Consider the following 15,774-nt stretch of genomic DNA (forward strand, 5'->3'; position numbering starts at 1 on the left):
CCAAATAAAAACAAAAACACCTCATCGAGGAACGCGCTAAGCCTTTTAACTGACCTCGGTTCGCGGCCGATTAGCCCGCCAGTGTACCGGTTCAGGCTTGAACTCGCCGGCCACCACTGCACGGGTGAGTTCGCGCTTCAGAATCTTGCCGCTGGCGGTCATGGGGAAGGCATCCACCACCAGAATGTATTCCGGCATATCGTATTTCGACAGCCCGTTTTCATACAGATACTGCAGAATCGAAACGTAATCGGGCGCGGCTGTGCCTTCCCAGATTAAGGCCAGGCAGGCTTTTTCCCCCAGGCGGGGGTCGGGCACGGGGAATACGGCGGCTTTGCGAATCAGCGGGTAGCTGTGGGCCAGGTCTTCAATCAGGCCGGGGTAAATATTGCGCCCGCCGCGAATAACCATTTCTTTTTTGCGGCCCACAATGCGCAGGCAGCCCGATTCATCAATGGTGCCCAGGTCGCCGGTTAGGAACCAGCCCTGGTTGTTGAATGAGGTTTCGGTGGCGGTTTGGTTGTCAAAGTAACCCAGCATTAGCAGGCCGCCGCGGCCGCCCAGTTCGCCGATTTCGCCGGTTTCGGCTTCAACGTCGGGGTTGTCCTGGCGCCAGATGCGGGTTTCATAGCCCTGGCAGCAACGCCCGCAGGTGCCTACAATAATGGGTTCGGAGTCGGCCGGTTGGGTGTAGTGGTGCGAGCCGTTTTCGCTCATGCCGAAGGTGTTTTGTGGTTTCACGCCCAGGTTGAAGAATTCCTGCGCCACCCAGGGGGGAATAACGGAGCCCGACAAATAAAACACTTCCACGTCGCCCAGTGATTTCAAATTGCGCGTGCGGGCTTCTTTCAAGAGGTCGATACCGTGGGTGGGCACGCCCAGCAAGTACGTGGCTTTAGACACCAGGATCCAGTCCATCCATTTGGCCGGGTCCGACGAGTCGCTCACCACCAGTTCGGCGCCGGTCACAATCGATTGCTCCAGCGCCACGGTGCCAATGTGGTGGCTCATGGCGCTTAGGGTGAGCATAATGGTGTCGGCGGTGTGGCCCCAGTCGGCCACCATGGCGCGGCCGTTGGCCAGCAAGGTGTTGTCGCTGTGCATCACCCCCTTGGGGTTGCCGGTAGTACCCGAGGTAAAGGCCAGGTACAGCACCTTGTCGGGGTCGTCATCCACGGGGCTTTCAATAAGGGGAGCCTCGGGCGCGGGGTAGCCGGACACGGGCGCCGGCTCGGCCGAACCGGCGGCCGGGCCGGGTACGTTGGCCTGGGCGCCGTCTTCACCCACCAGCATAATTTGCTTCAGCGATGGAATATCGGCGATGCGATCGAGAATGGATTTGCCGGTGAGGTCCGCCGCGTAACCCGGCTGGGTAAACAAAACTTTACAGCGCACCTGGTTCAGCAGGTTCACAATATCCTGCACCGTATGGTTTTTATGCAACGATGGGCAGCATACGTAGCCGTTTCTGGAACAGGCCAGAAAGATCACCACGCTTTCAACGCAACTGGGCAACCACACGGCCACGCGGTCACCGCGCCGCAGGCCCAACTGGTGCAGGGCACCGGCCACACGGGTGACTTCTTCCTGAAATTGCGGCCAGGTTAGGCGCCGATGCTTGTCGCGCACGGCATACCCTTCAGGATACCGTTTGGCGTTACCTTCCAGCAGCGTGTAGAACGTGTCGTTTTGCCACACACCACTGGCATAGTATGCGCGTGTCTGACGCGGGTTGTGCATCGTTAATAAGGTATTCATTGAAAATTGGATTCCTGGGCGCGTGGCGGCTACTATTTACGGAATGCAAGGCCGCTGATAAGATACTATTTGTAGTAAGACAGTGCGCTTATTTTACACAGGAGTCATACGACTCACAACAGGAGGCATCATGCGCGTCATCGACATACTTCGCACCAAACCGGGCGTGCTTTACACAACTTCCCCCGACACCCCTATTAGCAAAGCCCTGCTGAATATCGCCAACCACGACGCCGGTTCGCTGATTGTGATGAAAGACAACCGCCTGGTGGGCTTGTTGTCGTTCCGCGAAATTATCAATATGCTGGCGCTTCAGCTTGCCCCGCAAGGTAGCGAGGCGGCCATTGACCTGCAATCGCTTAAGGTGAAAGACGTCATGAACACACAGCCTGTGGTAATTGACCCACAAATGGACCTGCATACGTTGCGCGGCCTGATGGTGAGTTTGCGCCAGCGCTTTATGCCGGTGGTGGAAAAAGACGTGGTGATTGGCGTGCTGTCGTTCTACGATGTGGCCAAAGCCGTTCATGAAAGCCAGGAAGCGGAAAACCGCTACCTGAAAGCCTACATTAACGACCAGCACGAAGCGCCCCAGCCTTAATGGCGGCGTTGGTTATTCATTCACGCAGGGTTCGAATTTGCCGGTGTGCGGGTTGCGTACAAACAGCACACCGGTGGCCACGCCGAAGTATGCGGCGTGCAGCATGAGTTCACCGCTTTCCACACGGCGGCGAATAAACGGAAAGGTCAGCAGGTTGTTCATGCTTTCTTCGGCCACCGCCAATTCCAGGCGCTTCAGGTCTTGGGCGTAGTCGCCGGTTGACGGCCCCAGGCGCTGGGCCACCGGCTCGATTTGCGACATCCATTTACGAATGAATTCGCCCTGGCTTAAGGGGGCCGTCTGGTCGTGAAAGGCTTTTACGCCCCCACACGAGGCATGGCCCAGAATCACAATGTGCTTCACGTTCAGGCCGTTCACACCGAACTCGATGGCGGCGCTGGTGCCGTGATACGACGACTCGGTGTCGGGGTCGAACGGGGGCACCAGGTTGGCCACGTTACGCACCACAAACATTTCTCCCGGCCCCGCGTCGAAAATGGCTTCCGGCGATACGCGTGAATCGCAACACCCAATGAGCATGATTTCCGGGCGCTGCCCTTTTTCAGCCAGTTGGTGGTAGCGGTTGCTTTCGGTTTGAAAGCGGCCGTCGAGAAACTGTTGATACCCTTCGGTGAGTCGTTGTGGAAACATAAAAGCCCAAGTCGTTTATTTTTAAAAGATCGGTCAGGTGGCTTTCAACATGTCTTCAATGACTTTCTTGGCATCGCCAAACACCATCATTGTTTTATCCATGTAGAACAGCTCGTTGTCGAGCCCGGCATAACCGGAAGCCATGGAGCGCTTGTTCACAATGACCGTACGCGCCTTGTAGGCTTCCAGAATCGGCATGCCGGCAATCGGCGAGGCCGGGTCGTTCTTGGCCGCCGGGTTTACGACGTCGTTCGCGCCCAGTACCAGTACCACATCGGCCTGGCTGAACTCGCCGTTAATGTCGTCCATTTCAAACACCTGTTCGTACGACACTTCCGCTTCGGCCAGCAACACATTCATGTGGCCCGGCATGCGGCCCGCTACAGGGTGAATGGCATATTTCACGGTGACGCCCTGTTCGGTGAGCTTGTCGGTCAGTTCTTTCAAGGCATGCTGGGCACGGGCAACGGCCAAACCATAACCGGGAACAATAATAACCGTTTCCGCATTGCTGAGCATGAACGCGGCGTCGTCGGGGCTGCCCGACTTCACGTTGCGCTGCTCACCACTGCCCGCAGCCGCGGCCGAGGAATCATTACCAAAGCCGCCCAGAATCACGTTGAAGAATGAACGATTCATGGCCTTGCACATGATGTACGACAGAATGGCGCCGGAAGAGCCCACCAATGAACCGGCCACAATCAGCATGGGGTTCCCTAACGAGAAACCAATACCTGCTGCAGCCCAACCCGAATAGCTGTTCAGCATCGACACCACCACCGGCATATCGGCCCCGCCGATGGGAATGATAATAAGCACACCCAGCAGGAACGACAGCAGCGTTAGTAGCACGAACGGGGTCCAGGCTTCCGTCATGACGAACCAGACACCCAAACCAATGGTGACCAGGGCCATAAGCAGGTTGAAATAGTGCTGGCCGGGGAACACCACCGGGGCGCCCTGGAACAGGCGGAACTTATACCGCCCCGACAGTTTCCCGAACGCAATCACGGAACCGGAAAACGTAATGGCACCAATGGCCGCACCCAGGAACAGTTCAACACGGTTGCCGGTGGGAATGGCGCCGGCGGCATCCACAATACCGAAGGCAATGGGTTCAACCACAATGGCGCCGGCAATGGCCACGGCCGCCAAACCGATCATGCTGTGCATGAAGGCGACGAGTTCCGGCATTTTGGTCATTTCCACCCGGCGCGCCATGGTGGCGCCCACGAAGCCGCCAATCACCAGCCCAAGCAGTACCCACGCCAAACCGCCCACGGCGTTTTCCTGCGCTTGCGACCAGATTAAGGCGCCGGTGGTAAGCACGGCAATGGCCATACCCGCCATGCCGAATGTGTTGCCGATAATTGAAGTGGTGGGGTGCGATAAGCCTTTCAGCGATTGAATAAAGCACACCGAGGCAATGAGATACAGCAGTACCACAATATCCATTGAAATCATGATTGGCCCCCTTTGGCTTTTTTCTCTTTCTTCTTGAACATGGCCAGCATGCGCTTGGTAACCAGGAAACCGCCGAAGACATTCACGGAAGCCAGCGCCACCGCGAAAACGCCCATGCCTTTGGCCAGGGGGTCAACCGTTAAAGCGCTGGCCAGCATGGCGCCCACAATCACAATGGCGGAAATGGCATTGGTAACCGCCATGAGCGGGGTGTGCAGTGCAGGTGTCACGTTCCACACCACGTGGTAACCCACATAAATGGCCAGCACAAAAATGACCAGGTTGATAATGGTTGGGTTAATCGCTTCCATTTATTCCTTCCCCCACAAAATTTGCCCGTTTTCACATATCAGGCAGGCTTTGACGATGTCGTCGTCTTTTTGAATGGCGAGCTTGCCGTTTTCGTCCACAATCAGCTTCATGAAGTCGAGCAGGTTGCGGGCATATAACGCCGAGGCATCGGTGGCCAGCATGGAAGGCAGGTTGGTTAAACCCACAATTTTCACGCCGTGCTTTTCCACCACTTCGCCTGCCACGGTAAGGGGGCAGTTGCCGCCGCGTTCAATGGCCAGATCCACAATCACCGAACCGGGTGCCATGGCACGCACGGTGTCTTCGGTAATGAGGGTGGGCGCAGGGCGACCGGGAATTAAAGCGGTGGTAATGACGATATTGGCTTGTGCGCAGCGCTGTGCCGTTAAGGCCGCCTGGCGTTCCATCCACGCTTGCGGCATGGGCCGGGCGTAACCGCCCACGCCTTCGGCAATCTCGCGTTCTTCATCGGTTTCGAAGGGCACGTCGATAAACTTGCCGCCCAGCGATTCCACTTGCTCTTTGGCAGACGGCCGCACATCGGAGGCCCACACCACGGCGCCGAGCCTGCGGGCGGTGGCAATGGCCTGCAAACCGGCCACGCCGGCCCCCATAATCACAACCTGGGTGGCCTTCAAGGTACCGGCCGCCGTCATCATCATGGGGAAAATGCGATCGTAGAATTGTGTGGCCAGCAACACCGATTTGTAGCCCGCCAGGTTGGCCTGGGACGACAACACATCCAGACTTTGGGCGCGTGTAATACGCGGCGCGGCTTCCAGGGCAAAGCCCGTGATACCGGCCTGCGCCATAGTTTGAAGGTGTTCGGCGTTGAAGGGGTCGAGCATGCCCAACACCACTTTGCCGGCACCCATGCTTTTCAGTTCTTCGCTTTGCGGCGCCCGAACTTTCAGAATGAGTTCGGCCGCAAATGCGTCTTGGGCCGAACCCAATGTGGCACCCGCCTCGGTATAGGCTTCGTCGGTATAGCTGGCTTCGCGGCCGGCCCCCTGCTGAACAATCACGCTGTGGCCGGCTTTAACGTACTTCTTTACCGTTTCGGGGGTGGCGGCAACCCGCCGCTCGCCCACTACCGTTTCTAATGGAACTCCAATTTGCATAATAGCCTCAGGCAAACTCCATGATGATATCGCCACTGGCGAGTTGATCACCTGGTTTAACTTCAATCCGGGAAATAACAACGTCTTCTTCCGCGTCCATACTGACCTCCATTTTCATGGCCTCCAATATGCACAGAGGGCTTCCCGCCGAAACTTGATCGCCGACTTTCACCGCAATGGAAACCACCAATGCAGACATCGGACAAACAAGGCACCGCTTTTCCTGCTCTTCATTCACTGCCGGCATCACCGCCAACAGCGCATTTTCCGTGGGTGTTAACACCAAGGCGGTGGCCTGCGTACCGGCATGCGACAGCAAGTACGGCTCCTGGCCGATGTCGACACCAATGACCACCGCTTGCTCGTTAATGGTACCCCGCCAAACCGGTTCGTCGGTTTTCCAGCCCGACGCCACCGTGTGCACGGTAGGGTCGCCGTCGAATTGAATCTGCCACGAGTCAGGCGACACCGGGGTGAGCGTTAATGAGAATGCTTCGTCTCCCAAACGCACCACGCGCGATAGCGTGGAGGGGAAAGGCGCGGGCTCGTTTGCTTGGGCCACGTTTGCTTCCTGCTCGCCGGGGTGAATGCCGCATTCCATAATCGCAGCCGCCATCGCCACGCGGCGCGCCGTATCGCCCTGGGGCGCAACGGGCTTATAGCCGTTGGGATATTCTTCAGCAATAAAGTTGGTGGATAACGCGCCGCTTTGCCAGCGTGGGTGGTGCATTAACGCGGACAGGAACGACAGGTTGTTGGCAATCCCTTCCAGGGCAAAAGCGTCCAGCGCTTCACATTGGGCGTGAATGGCCTGCGCCCGCGTGGGGGCATGTGTTACCAGTTTGGCGATCATGGGGTCGTAGAAGCGGGCGATTTCGCCGCCTTCGTACACACCGGTATCGTTACGCACGGTAATACCGTTTGTATTCCCTTCTGCCGGCGGGCGATAGGTGCGCAAACGCCCTGCCGCGGGCATGAAGTTGTTGGCCGGGTCTTCGGCATACACCCGGCTTTCCACCGCCCAGCCGTTAATCTTGATGTCGTCTTGCTGAATCGACAGCGTTTCACCGGCGGCCACGCGAATCATTTGTTCCACCAGGTCAACCCCGGTAATCAGTTCGGTAACCGGGTGCTCAACCTGCAGGCGGGTGTTCATTTCCAGAAAATAGAATGACTTGTCTTGCCCGCATACAAACTCCACCGTACCGGCCGAGTCGTAGTTCACCGCACGCGCCAGGGCCACTGCCTGCTCGCCCATTTCACGGCGCGTATTGTCGTCGAGCAGGGCGGACGGTGCTTCTTCCAGCACTTTCTGGTTGCGGCGCTGAATAGAGCATTCGCGTTCCACCAGATACACCACATTGTCGTGCTTGTCGCCCAGCACCTGAATTTCAATATGGCGGGGGTTTTCAATAAACTTTTCAATAAAGACGCGGTCGTCGCCGAACGACGCGGCGGCTTCCGAACGGGCACGCTCAAACCCTTGCGCCACCTCGCCGATGGCGCGCGCAATGCGCATGCCTTTGCCGCCGCCGCCCGCCGAGGCTTTAATCATGACCGGCAGACCGATTTCCTGCGCCACCTGAACCGCGTGATCGCCGTCGTTAATCACGCCGAGGTAACCGGGAATGGTGGAGACTTTGGCCAGATTGGCAAATTTCTTCGAGGCGATTTTGTCGCCCATGACTTCAATGGCGTTTTCGTTCGGGCCAATGAAGACAATGCCCGCCTGCGACAATGCTTTTACAAACGAGGCGCGTTCCGATAAAAAGCCATAGCCGGGGTGAACCGCCTGAGCACCGGTTTTCAGGCAGGCATCAATAATTTTATCGACCACCAGATACGACTCAATGGCCGGTGCGGGCCCAATGTGTACGGCCTCGTCGGCCATTTGTACATGCAAGGCCCGACGATCGGCATCGGAATACACGGCAACCGTTGCAATACCCATCCGACGGGCGGTTTTAATAATTCTGCACGCGATCTCGCCGCGATTTGCAATAAGAATTTTTGAAAACATAGCGTCCCCGTGTGTCAGTTTCAACGATCAGAAGCGTGGCCAAGAGCCGCCAGCTCTTGCCCCAACCAACGTCGGGTATCGCCGGGACGCAATACGGCGTCGAGGGCACCGTGTTGAAGCAAATGGGGTGCGGCCAGGGTTGGCAGCAAGGTTTGCGCCTGCGCCGGGGCAAGGTCTTCAATGCCCTTCGGGCCCGCCAACCCCATGGATGCGCTATCCCAAGCCACCACACGGGCGGCGGCCGTGGCGGCGGAACTTAAAGCCATGCCCGCCGCGCCATAGGCTTTGCCGATGACGACGGTAATTTTCGGCACATGACTTTTGGCATACCGTCGCAGCAGGTCGGCCACGGTATGGGCCAGCCCGCCGGACTCCTGTTCGAAACCGGGTACAAACCCCGGCGTGTCAACCAGCGTCACGATAGGCACGTTCATGGCATTGCATAAGCGCACAAAACGGGCGGCTTTGCGGCAAGCGGCGTTATCCAGCGCGCCGGCCAGGGTTTTGTTCTGGTTGGCAATCACCCCTGCCCAGTGGCCGCCGATAGGTACAAAGGCGGTGACCATATTGTGGGCCACCCCGGCGCCCACTTCGTAAAAGGCCCGGGTATCGCTCACCTGGCGCAAGGCCTCGGTGACATCGTAACTTTGTGCCGGGTCATCGGGAATCAAGGTGTCCAGCCCCACGCAATACCCCAATGACGCTACCTGAGGGGTGGCGCTGCTTGTGGCCGCTGTGCCCACACGCAATAATCGTTTAATAGCTCGCAGGGCCAGTACTTCGTTGTTGAACACCAGGTCGGCCACGCCGCTTTCATCGGCATGCACCTTCCAGCCGCCCAAGTCATCGTCATTCAAGGAAGTGTGAGTGACCCGGTTGGTAATGTCTGCGTTGGTTAACGTTAGCGACGACCCGCTTCGCACCATAACGACCACATCGAACAAGCCTGCCAGAAAGGCGTTGGGGCCACTGTTATGCCCTACCACCAGCGCCACTTTCAGCGCGCGATGCGCCGCCAGCGTGCCGGCCAATCGGCCTAACGACGACCAGGCTGCAATGCCGCCGTCGAGGCGGGTTTGGGTGCCGTCGAACACCATAACCAAAGGCGCGTTTTCATTTTGTACATGTTGCGTGGCCTGCTCAACCTGCTGCCAGGCTGCGGCATCCATGCCATTACCCAGGTGTTGGGTGTCTTGCGACACGGCACAAATACGCCGGCCGCCCGCCATACCGGTGGCGGCCAGTAAATAGTCGGTGTTTTCGCCGATAAAGGACGGCTCGTGATCGAAAAGAAGTGACAACCGCTCACGCATTGTTAAATTGCGCTCGGCCTGTAGTGCATTCCGGCTACCGGAATTCGCCCCGGATGCGGCGACTGCAACGTTGTCTTCCTCGTTATTCTTGTCGATCATGATCCATTCCTTGGAACCTATCGTTAACGCCCGGCGCTTGAAGGGGTTGCGCCGGGCCCAGGTAAGGCCGACTTAGCCTTTTTGCTTTTCTGCTGCGTAAGCACGCAGTTTGGGAACGATTTCTTTGGCAATGACTTCAACCTGATCCATTTGGTACTTGTAAGGTACGAAGATCAGTTTTTGCACGCCGGCGTCGATGTGTTCTTTAAGCTGCTCGATACACTCGTCGACATTCCCCATAATGGCGCTGTCCATGGTTGACATACTGCCTTGGGCAATGTCGAAGTCCACATTCAACCAATCCATCATGGTTTTTTCTACGGCGGCACGCGACTCGCCCACCATAATCGGCAACTGGTTGCCGTTCAGTACGGTGTCGGGATCCCGGCCGTCTTCTTCGGCGTAGTTACGCACTTTCTGCCAGGACTCAATGAACGCGTCGGGCTTGTAGAAGTAGGTGAGCCAGCCATCGCCGTTGGTGGCCGCGCGCTTCAGTACGCGATCGGCATAACCGCCAATCAGAATGGGGAAGGGCTTTTGCACGGGCTTGGGGAACATCACGCCGGCAGGAATACGGTGGTTGGGCCAATCGCCCGAGACCAGGTCTTCGTTAAAGAAACGACGCATAATGTCGAGGTTGTCGTCCATGATGCGGCCGCGTTTTTCGAACGGTACGCCGACCGCGTCGAACTCGCGCTTGTACCAGCCGGCAGCCATGGCCGGCAGCATGCGGCCGCCGGAAATTTGATCCATGGTAGACAACTGCTTGGCCAGCGTAACGGGGTTACGCAGCGGCAAAACCAGAATGCCGGTGGAAAGTTTAATTTTCTTGGTGCGCGCCGCAATGGCGGTCAGCAGGGTCAGCGAGTCCAGAATCGGGAAGTGCGGGTCGACACCCAAAAGAATGTGGTCCCACACCCAGAGGGAATCAAAACCCAGTTCTTCCATCCGCACGCCGTATTCAACCAGTTCCTGCGCATCGGGAATGGTGGGGTAAGCGGTGAAGTTTCGGGCTGCAATGCCAAAAGTGCCGTGAAGCGTAGCCATAGGTATTCTCCTTGAATAATCTGTTGGTGTGACCGGGGTTAAGCGATGTAACGTCTGTCGGGGTCCAGCTCTCGTAGGGCCTGCAACTCGCGTTCTGTTGGGGCCGCGGTCACACCCAATTCGTTTTTGTCGTAAAGCAAATCAAAACCGGTATTGTCTTGAACCTCTTCCAGCGTCACGCCGTCGTGCAACGCCAGCACTTTCATGGCGCGGGTTTTTTCATCGAACCCGAACACACCCAGGTTGGTAATGACCCGGAACATGCCGCCGGCACGCAGGCCGCTGTCGTAACGCGAGGTGCCGCCTTTCAGGAAGCCGGGGCTGGTGATGAAATCGACCTCTTCAACAAAGCGGCGTGACTCATGGCGCATGGCCACAATCATGTTGGTAAGGCTGGCGATATCATTGCCGCCGCCGGTGCCGGGCAAACGTACCTTCGGGTTGCGTGGGTCATCGCCCAGGAACGAAGAGTTCAAGTTGCCGTATTTATCGATTTGCGCACCGCCCATGAAGCCGATATCCACATGGCCGCGTTGCAGCAACAGAAGCACTTCCGTGCTGCTAATAACCATGTTGGCGCGTTTGGTGCAGCGTTGTTCGTTGGTAGACGGCGGCAACTTACCGGGCTCAACAAAGGGGCCCACCACGCCGCCTTCAAACAAAATCGTCAAGCCGGGGCAGCGCAGAATTTGGGCCAGTGTGGCCGCCAGCAGCGGAATGCCCACGCCGGCAAACACCACTTTGCCGTCGTCGAGCACACGCGAGCTCATGACGGTAAGGATTTCGGCGTCGGTGAAATCGCGTTTGCCCGCCTGGCTGCCTTGGGGCGATTGGGTAGCGGTTGTATTAGTCATTTAACAGGCTCCTTCCTCGTTTGGCCGCGTCGAGCAACTCTTCCAAACCGAGCAGCTTCAAGTATTCATTCCACGACTTCGGTTCGCGAATGTATTTTTCAATGTAGGCGTTCATGCCTTCCACCGGATCTTTGTTCACCAGGTCGGTGTAGTAATCCATGTGCGACAAGAAGGGTTCATACACGTTGGTGCACTCGTGCGGCGCGGAGCCGAAAGGCACTTCAACCACGGCATCGACATTGAAGAAACCAATTTTGGTTTGATCAGGCGCACGGCGGATTTGGTCGTTCGACACAATGCGTTCGGTGGTTAGGATGACGCTGTCGGCCGCCATGGCCAGGTCGACGTCCATAAAGGGTAAACCGTCGATTTGCGCATTACCGTAGGCATCGGCACGCTGAACGTGGATAAGCGCTACGTCGGGATTCAACGCCGGCACCAGCAAAATGGGCTCATCGGTGAAGGGGCAATTAATTTGCTTGGGCTCGGGGCGAAGCGCCAGTACGTCGGAACCCAGCATGGCACGCATGGGCAGGAACGGCACCCCCATGGCACCGGCGCGAAAACGCATGCCCATGCCCAAATGAGACCATTCCTGAAAGCCGGCTTTTTTGGTTTCAGCGTAATGGCGCATGACTTTGGAAATGCCCCATACAATGCCCTGGCTGAACCAACTGGTTTCAATTTCCTTGCAGATACCCGAGCCGAAAAGCCAGTCGCCTTCGCTGGACACAATGCAGCGCGACACCGACAAATCTTTTTTCTGGTCGCGAATCAGTTGCCAGATCATGGCCATGGGCGTACGCGACAAGGTACTGCCGCCAACCCCCACCCGACTGCCGTCGGCCACCAGCGCCGAGGCCTCTTCAAGAGACATAACTTTTTCGCGCAGACTGCGGTCTCTTTTCTGGAGACGCTCGCGCAGTTGCAAATAAGGTGACGTTTCCATTTTTTCCTCCGAGCCAACCACGGTGAATGGTCGGGCAAATAGCGTATTCCGGCTTTGTTAATATTATCGTACTAATGATAGTATGATAATACCTAAAAAAACATACTGCAAGCCCCGCCGTGAAGCAGGGCTTGCGGCTTTAACCACCCAGGTACGCGTGGCGTACGTGCGGATCGTTAATCATTTCCTTACCCGTGCCGGTAAGCGTCATATGACCTGACTCATACAAGTAGGCACGGTCACACATATCGAGCGCGGCGAACGCGTTCTGCTCAACCATTAAAACGGTTGTGCCGCTTTCTTTTACCTGCAGAATATTTTCAAAGACTTTTTCAACAATATTGGGCGCCAAACCCAGTGAAGGTTCATCGAACATAATCAGCTTGGGGCGCGACATAAGCGAACGGGCAATCGCCAACATTTGTTGCTCGCCCCCGGAAAGCGTCCCCGCCGCTTGCAGATGACGCTCTTTCAGGCGCGGAAACATGTCGTACATTTTTTCGTAATCATCGCTTACACCGTTACGATCTTTACGGGTATAGGCACCGATTTCCAGGTTCTCATGCACCGTCATTTCAGGGAACACACGCCGCCCTTCGGGGCAGTGCGAAATACCCATGGAAATAATCTGCTGGGCCGACGCATTGGTAATGTCTTCACCCATGAAATGAATGGTGCCTTCAACCGGATGCAACAACCCCGAAATGGCCTTCAAGGTGGTTGACTTGCCGGCACCGTTGGCCCCAATAATGGTGACCAGTTCATTCTGCTGTACCGACAACGAGACATCGACCAACGCATTCACTTTGCCGTATCGGCAAACCACATTTTTAAGCTCAAGCATGTTGTTTAACCCCTTGTCCTAGATAGGCCTCGATCACGTCAGGATTATTCTGAACTTCTTGCGGTGTGCCGTTGGCAATGATTTTGCCGTAGTTCAGCACAATAACGCGATCGGAAACGCCCATGACCAGCGGCATGTCATGCTCGACCAGCAAAATGGAAATGCCCCGCTTGCGGATCTTGGCGAGAATCTCCATGAACACATGGGTTTCCGCCGAGTTCATGCCTGCAGCCGGTTCATCAAGCAACAACAGCTTGGCCTTGGCCGCTAATGCAATGGCCACTCCCAGCAGCCGCTGTTCACCGTAAGCCAGGGAAACACTTTGCTCGTTTGCCCGGTGCGCCAGCCCCACGAACTCCAGCAATTCCCAGGCTTGCTCGCGCAATGCCTTCTCTTCGCGTCGCATCGACGGCAACGACAGAATCGTTCCCAGAAACGATGCCTTGCCTTGCAAATGCAAGCCTGTTAGCACGTTGTCGAAGGCGGTTTCATTCGAGAACAAACTGGTGCGCTGAAAGGTTCTCACCAAACCCATCGCCGCAATTTCATGCGTTTTATGGTCACCCAGGTTCACGCCCTGGAAATGCACCGTACCTTTGGTGGGCGGGAAAAAGCCGGTGACCACGTTGAACGCCGTGGTTTTCCCGGCGCCGTTGGGCCCGATCAGGCTTAACAATTCCCCGGGATACAAATCGAAAGACATGTCGGCAATGGCGACCAGGCCGCCGAAATGCACGGCCACGTTGCTGACTTTCAATAAGGGTTCTTGATTCTGCTGAGTCATGTTTCACTCCCGGTTCTACGTGTCCACCACTTTTGAATAGCCGGAACAATACCTTGTGGCAAGAACATCACAATTAACACCATGGCCACGCCGTAAACAATCCACTGCACTTCCGGACCGGCCACTTCGCGCAAGCCAACCGGCAGGATGCCGAAGATAATGCCGCCGATAATGGGGCCGATTAACGTGCCCTTGCCACCCGTGATCACCATAATGACCATCGTCACGGTATAGATGAACAGGAAGACGTCGGGGTCAATAATGCGGATGTAGTGTGCATACAGGCTGCCGGCCGCCCCCGCCATGGCCGCCGAGGTGGTGGCCGCGAAGTTCAGGTAACGGGTAACGTTAATACCGGCCGATACGGCAAGCGGTTCATTTTCACGCAACGCGATCATGGCGCGCCCAACGCGCGACTGAACAATGCGCCGGATAATGATGTAGCACACAATCGCCAGGGCCAGTACCAGGTAGTAGTTCGGCGTTTTAGACCAAAGCTCACCCTCGCCTAAAAATGGCAGGTTGTAGGCCATCGGGGGGATGTTGTTCAACGCCAGCGGCCCTTGCGTCAGATCAACCCAGTTCAGCGACACAAGGCGAGTAACCTCGGCAAAGCTGATTGTCACGATCACGAAGTAGGCGCCGCGAATCTTGAACGACAGCTTTCCGATAATGAAGCCGAACAACCCGGCAATAATCGTGGCCAGCACAAACCCCAGGAACGGTGAGCTGGGCTCAACCACAATGGTTCCGTCACCGAACGGTGCGGCAATTTCGAAACCCAGCGACGTGAGCGCGCTAACGTAAGCCCCGATACCGAAGAAGGCAATATGCCCCAGGTTCAGCTGCCCCGTGTAACCCAGCAACAGGTTCAGGCTCATGGCACCCACGATGAACAAGCCCGTGGTGATGACAATGTGCAAGTAGTACTGGTCTGCAAGCCAATAAGGCAGGGTCACTAAAACCAGTAGTACAACAAGTGTAAGTGCGAGCTTTTTCATCCAATCCTCTCCCCACGTGGCTTGAACAGACCTGTGGGCCTAAACATCAGCACCAGAATAATCAAGATAAAACCAACGGCATCCCGGTATCCCGACGATATGTAGCCGGAGCCCAGTTCTTCCGCGAAGGCAAGAATGAAGCCGCCGATCATGGCGCCGGGCACACTACCCAGGCCACCCAGAATCACAATCGAGAACGCCTTCAGCGCAGCCAGGTTGCCCATGGTTGTCGTTACCACAAAGACGGGACCCAACAACGCACCCGCCGCCGCAGCCAGACCGGAGCCCAACGCAAAGGTAGCGGTGTAAATAAAATTAATATTGATGCCCATTAAGGAGGCAGTGGAAGAGTCCTGGAAGGTGGCACGCATGGCTTTGCCCAGCGACGTGCGCTGCAACAGCACATACGAGGCAATAATGAGCCCGATGGCGGCTACCAGCACGAACAGGCGCAACCACGAAACGGCAACCGATCCGATCATGAGCGGCTCAGTTGGGAAAGGTGTACTAACCGACTTGGCGACCCCGCCCCAAATAAGCAACGAGATGTTCTGCAACGCAATCCAGCAACCAATCATGGCCACCATGGTTGAGTCGATGTCTGCCCCCCGCATACTGCGCAAGACAAGTCGCTCGATAAGCGCACCCAACAAAATGCCCAGCATAATGGCGGTCGGTAACGCTATAAAGAAGTTCCAGCCAAGATGAGACACGAAATAATAAGCCATGAAGCCGCCAAAGGCGTAGAGCTCTCCATGGGTAAAGTTCACAACCTTCATAACGCCAAGAATCAGCGTTAGCCCAATACCCAGAAGCGCATACGTGCCCCCAAGTATCAGCGCATTGGCTATGTGCTGAAGAAACTGATCCACTATCTTCCCCACCTGCGCGCCTGACCGGAAGCAAACAAGGAGGCGCATGACCCTCATTTGCCGTTACATACAAACAGTGCAGGC

Annotated in this window: 15 protein-coding genes; 1 reads left to right on the forward strand and 14 read right to left on the reverse strand. The window is 56.5% G+C overall.

Annotated elements, in window-relative coordinates:
- Window positions 1-45 precede the first annotated feature (45 nt).
- Window positions 46-1,758 (reverse strand): class I adenylate-forming enzyme family protein, encoded by a 1,713-nt coding sequence (locus tag CJO09_RS07435; protein WP_119441790.1) that lies wholly within the window; start codon window positions 1,756-1,758, stop codon window positions 46-48.
- A gap of 130 nt (window positions 1,759-1,888) precedes the next feature.
- On the opposite strand from CJO09_RS07435, the gene CJO09_RS07440 reads away from it, so the two are divergent.
- On the forward strand, window positions 1,889-2,359 hold the full coding sequence (locus CJO09_RS07440; RefSeq protein ID WP_119441791.1) for a CBS domain-containing protein: 471 nt from the start codon (window positions 1,889-1,891) through the stop codon (window positions 2,357-2,359).
- 12 nt (window positions 2,360-2,371) lie between these two features.
- On the opposite strand, the gene CJO09_RS07445 is transcribed toward CJO09_RS07440, so the two are convergent.
- From CJO09_RS07445 to CJO09_RS07505, 13 genes are all read right to left on the reverse strand, one after another.
- Entirely contained in the window at window positions 2,372-3,010 is a 639-nt protein-coding gene (locus CJO09_RS07445) for a carbonic anhydrase (protein WP_119441792.1), read from the reverse strand.
- A gap of 33 nt (window positions 3,011-3,043) precedes the next feature.
- Window positions 3,044-4,474: an NAD(P)(+) transhydrogenase (Re/Si-specific) subunit beta gene (locus CJO09_RS07450; RefSeq protein WP_119441793.1), complete on the reverse strand. Its 1,431-nt coding sequence runs from the start codon at window positions 4,472-4,474 to the stop codon at window positions 3,044-3,046.
- Window positions 4,471-4,785 carry an NAD(P) transhydrogenase subunit alpha part 2 gene (locus tag CJO09_RS07455; RefSeq protein ID WP_114419213.1) on the reverse strand — a complete coding sequence of 105 codons (315 nt, stop codon included), beginning with the start codon at window positions 4,783-4,785 and terminating at the stop codon, window positions 4,471-4,473. Before CJO09_RS07455 ends, CJO09_RS07450 begins: the two co-directional genes overlap by 4 nt.
- Window positions 4,786-5,907 (reverse strand): Re/Si-specific NAD(P)(+) transhydrogenase subunit alpha, encoded by a 1,122-nt coding sequence (locus tag CJO09_RS07460; protein WP_119441794.1) that lies wholly within the window; start codon window positions 5,905-5,907, stop codon window positions 4,786-4,788. It lies immediately after the preceding gene.
- 7 nt (window positions 5,908-5,914) lie between these two features.
- Window positions 5,915-7,927: an acetyl-CoA carboxylase biotin carboxylase subunit gene (locus tag CJO09_RS07465; RefSeq protein ID WP_119441795.1), complete on the reverse strand. Its 2,013-nt coding sequence runs from the start codon at window positions 7,925-7,927 to the stop codon at window positions 5,915-5,917.
- Window positions 7,928-7,947: 20 nt separating this feature from the next.
- Complete coding sequence (locus tag CJO09_RS07470) at window positions 7,948-9,339, reverse strand: carboxyl transferase domain-containing protein (protein ID WP_119441796.1); 1,392 nt, start codon at window positions 9,337-9,339, stop codon at window positions 7,948-7,950.
- Between the two features lie 72 nt (window positions 9,340-9,411).
- Window positions 9,412-10,386: an LLM class flavin-dependent oxidoreductase gene (locus tag CJO09_RS07475; RefSeq protein WP_119441797.1), complete on the reverse strand. Its 975-nt coding sequence runs from the start codon at window positions 10,384-10,386 to the stop codon at window positions 9,412-9,414.
- A 38-nt stretch (window positions 10,387-10,424) separates the two neighbouring features.
- A complete protein-coding gene (locus CJO09_RS07480) occupies window positions 10,425-11,240 on the reverse strand; it encodes a CoA-transferase subunit beta (protein ID WP_119441798.1) in 816 nt (271 codons plus the stop codon).
- Window positions 11,233-12,189 (reverse strand): CoA transferase subunit A, encoded by a 957-nt coding sequence (locus CJO09_RS07485; RefSeq protein ID WP_119441799.1) that lies wholly within the window; start codon window positions 12,187-12,189, stop codon window positions 11,233-11,235. The genes CJO09_RS07480 and CJO09_RS07485 overlap by 8 nt, the downstream gene beginning before the upstream one ends.
- 139 nt (window positions 12,190-12,328) lie before the next feature.
- On the reverse strand, window positions 12,329-13,033 hold the full coding sequence (locus CJO09_RS07490; protein ID WP_119441800.1) for an ABC transporter ATP-binding protein: 705 nt from the start codon (window positions 13,031-13,033) through the stop codon (window positions 12,329-12,331).
- Window positions 13,026-13,817 carry an ABC transporter ATP-binding protein gene (locus CJO09_RS07495; protein ID WP_119441801.1) on the reverse strand — a complete coding sequence of 264 codons (792 nt, stop codon included), beginning with the start codon at window positions 13,815-13,817 and terminating at the stop codon, window positions 13,026-13,028. Before CJO09_RS07495 ends, CJO09_RS07490 begins: the two co-directional genes overlap by 8 nt.
- Window positions 13,814-14,818: a branched-chain amino acid ABC transporter permease gene (locus CJO09_RS07500; protein ID WP_119441802.1), complete on the reverse strand. Its 1,005-nt coding sequence runs from the start codon at window positions 14,816-14,818 to the stop codon at window positions 13,814-13,816. Before CJO09_RS07500 ends, CJO09_RS07495 begins: the two co-directional genes overlap by 4 nt.
- Window positions 14,815-15,690 carry a branched-chain amino acid ABC transporter permease gene (locus CJO09_RS07505; protein ID WP_114419547.1) on the reverse strand — a complete coding sequence of 292 codons (876 nt, stop codon included), beginning with the start codon at window positions 15,688-15,690 and terminating at the stop codon, window positions 14,815-14,817. Before CJO09_RS07505 ends, CJO09_RS07500 begins: the two co-directional genes overlap by 4 nt.
- Window positions 15,691-15,774 lie beyond the last annotated feature (84 nt).

This window comes from Neopusillimonas maritima, from assembly GCF_003576595.1.
In the GTDB taxonomy this organism is placed as follows: domain Bacteria; phylum Pseudomonadota; class Gammaproteobacteria; order Burkholderiales; family Burkholderiaceae_B; genus Neopusillimonas; species Neopusillimonas maritima.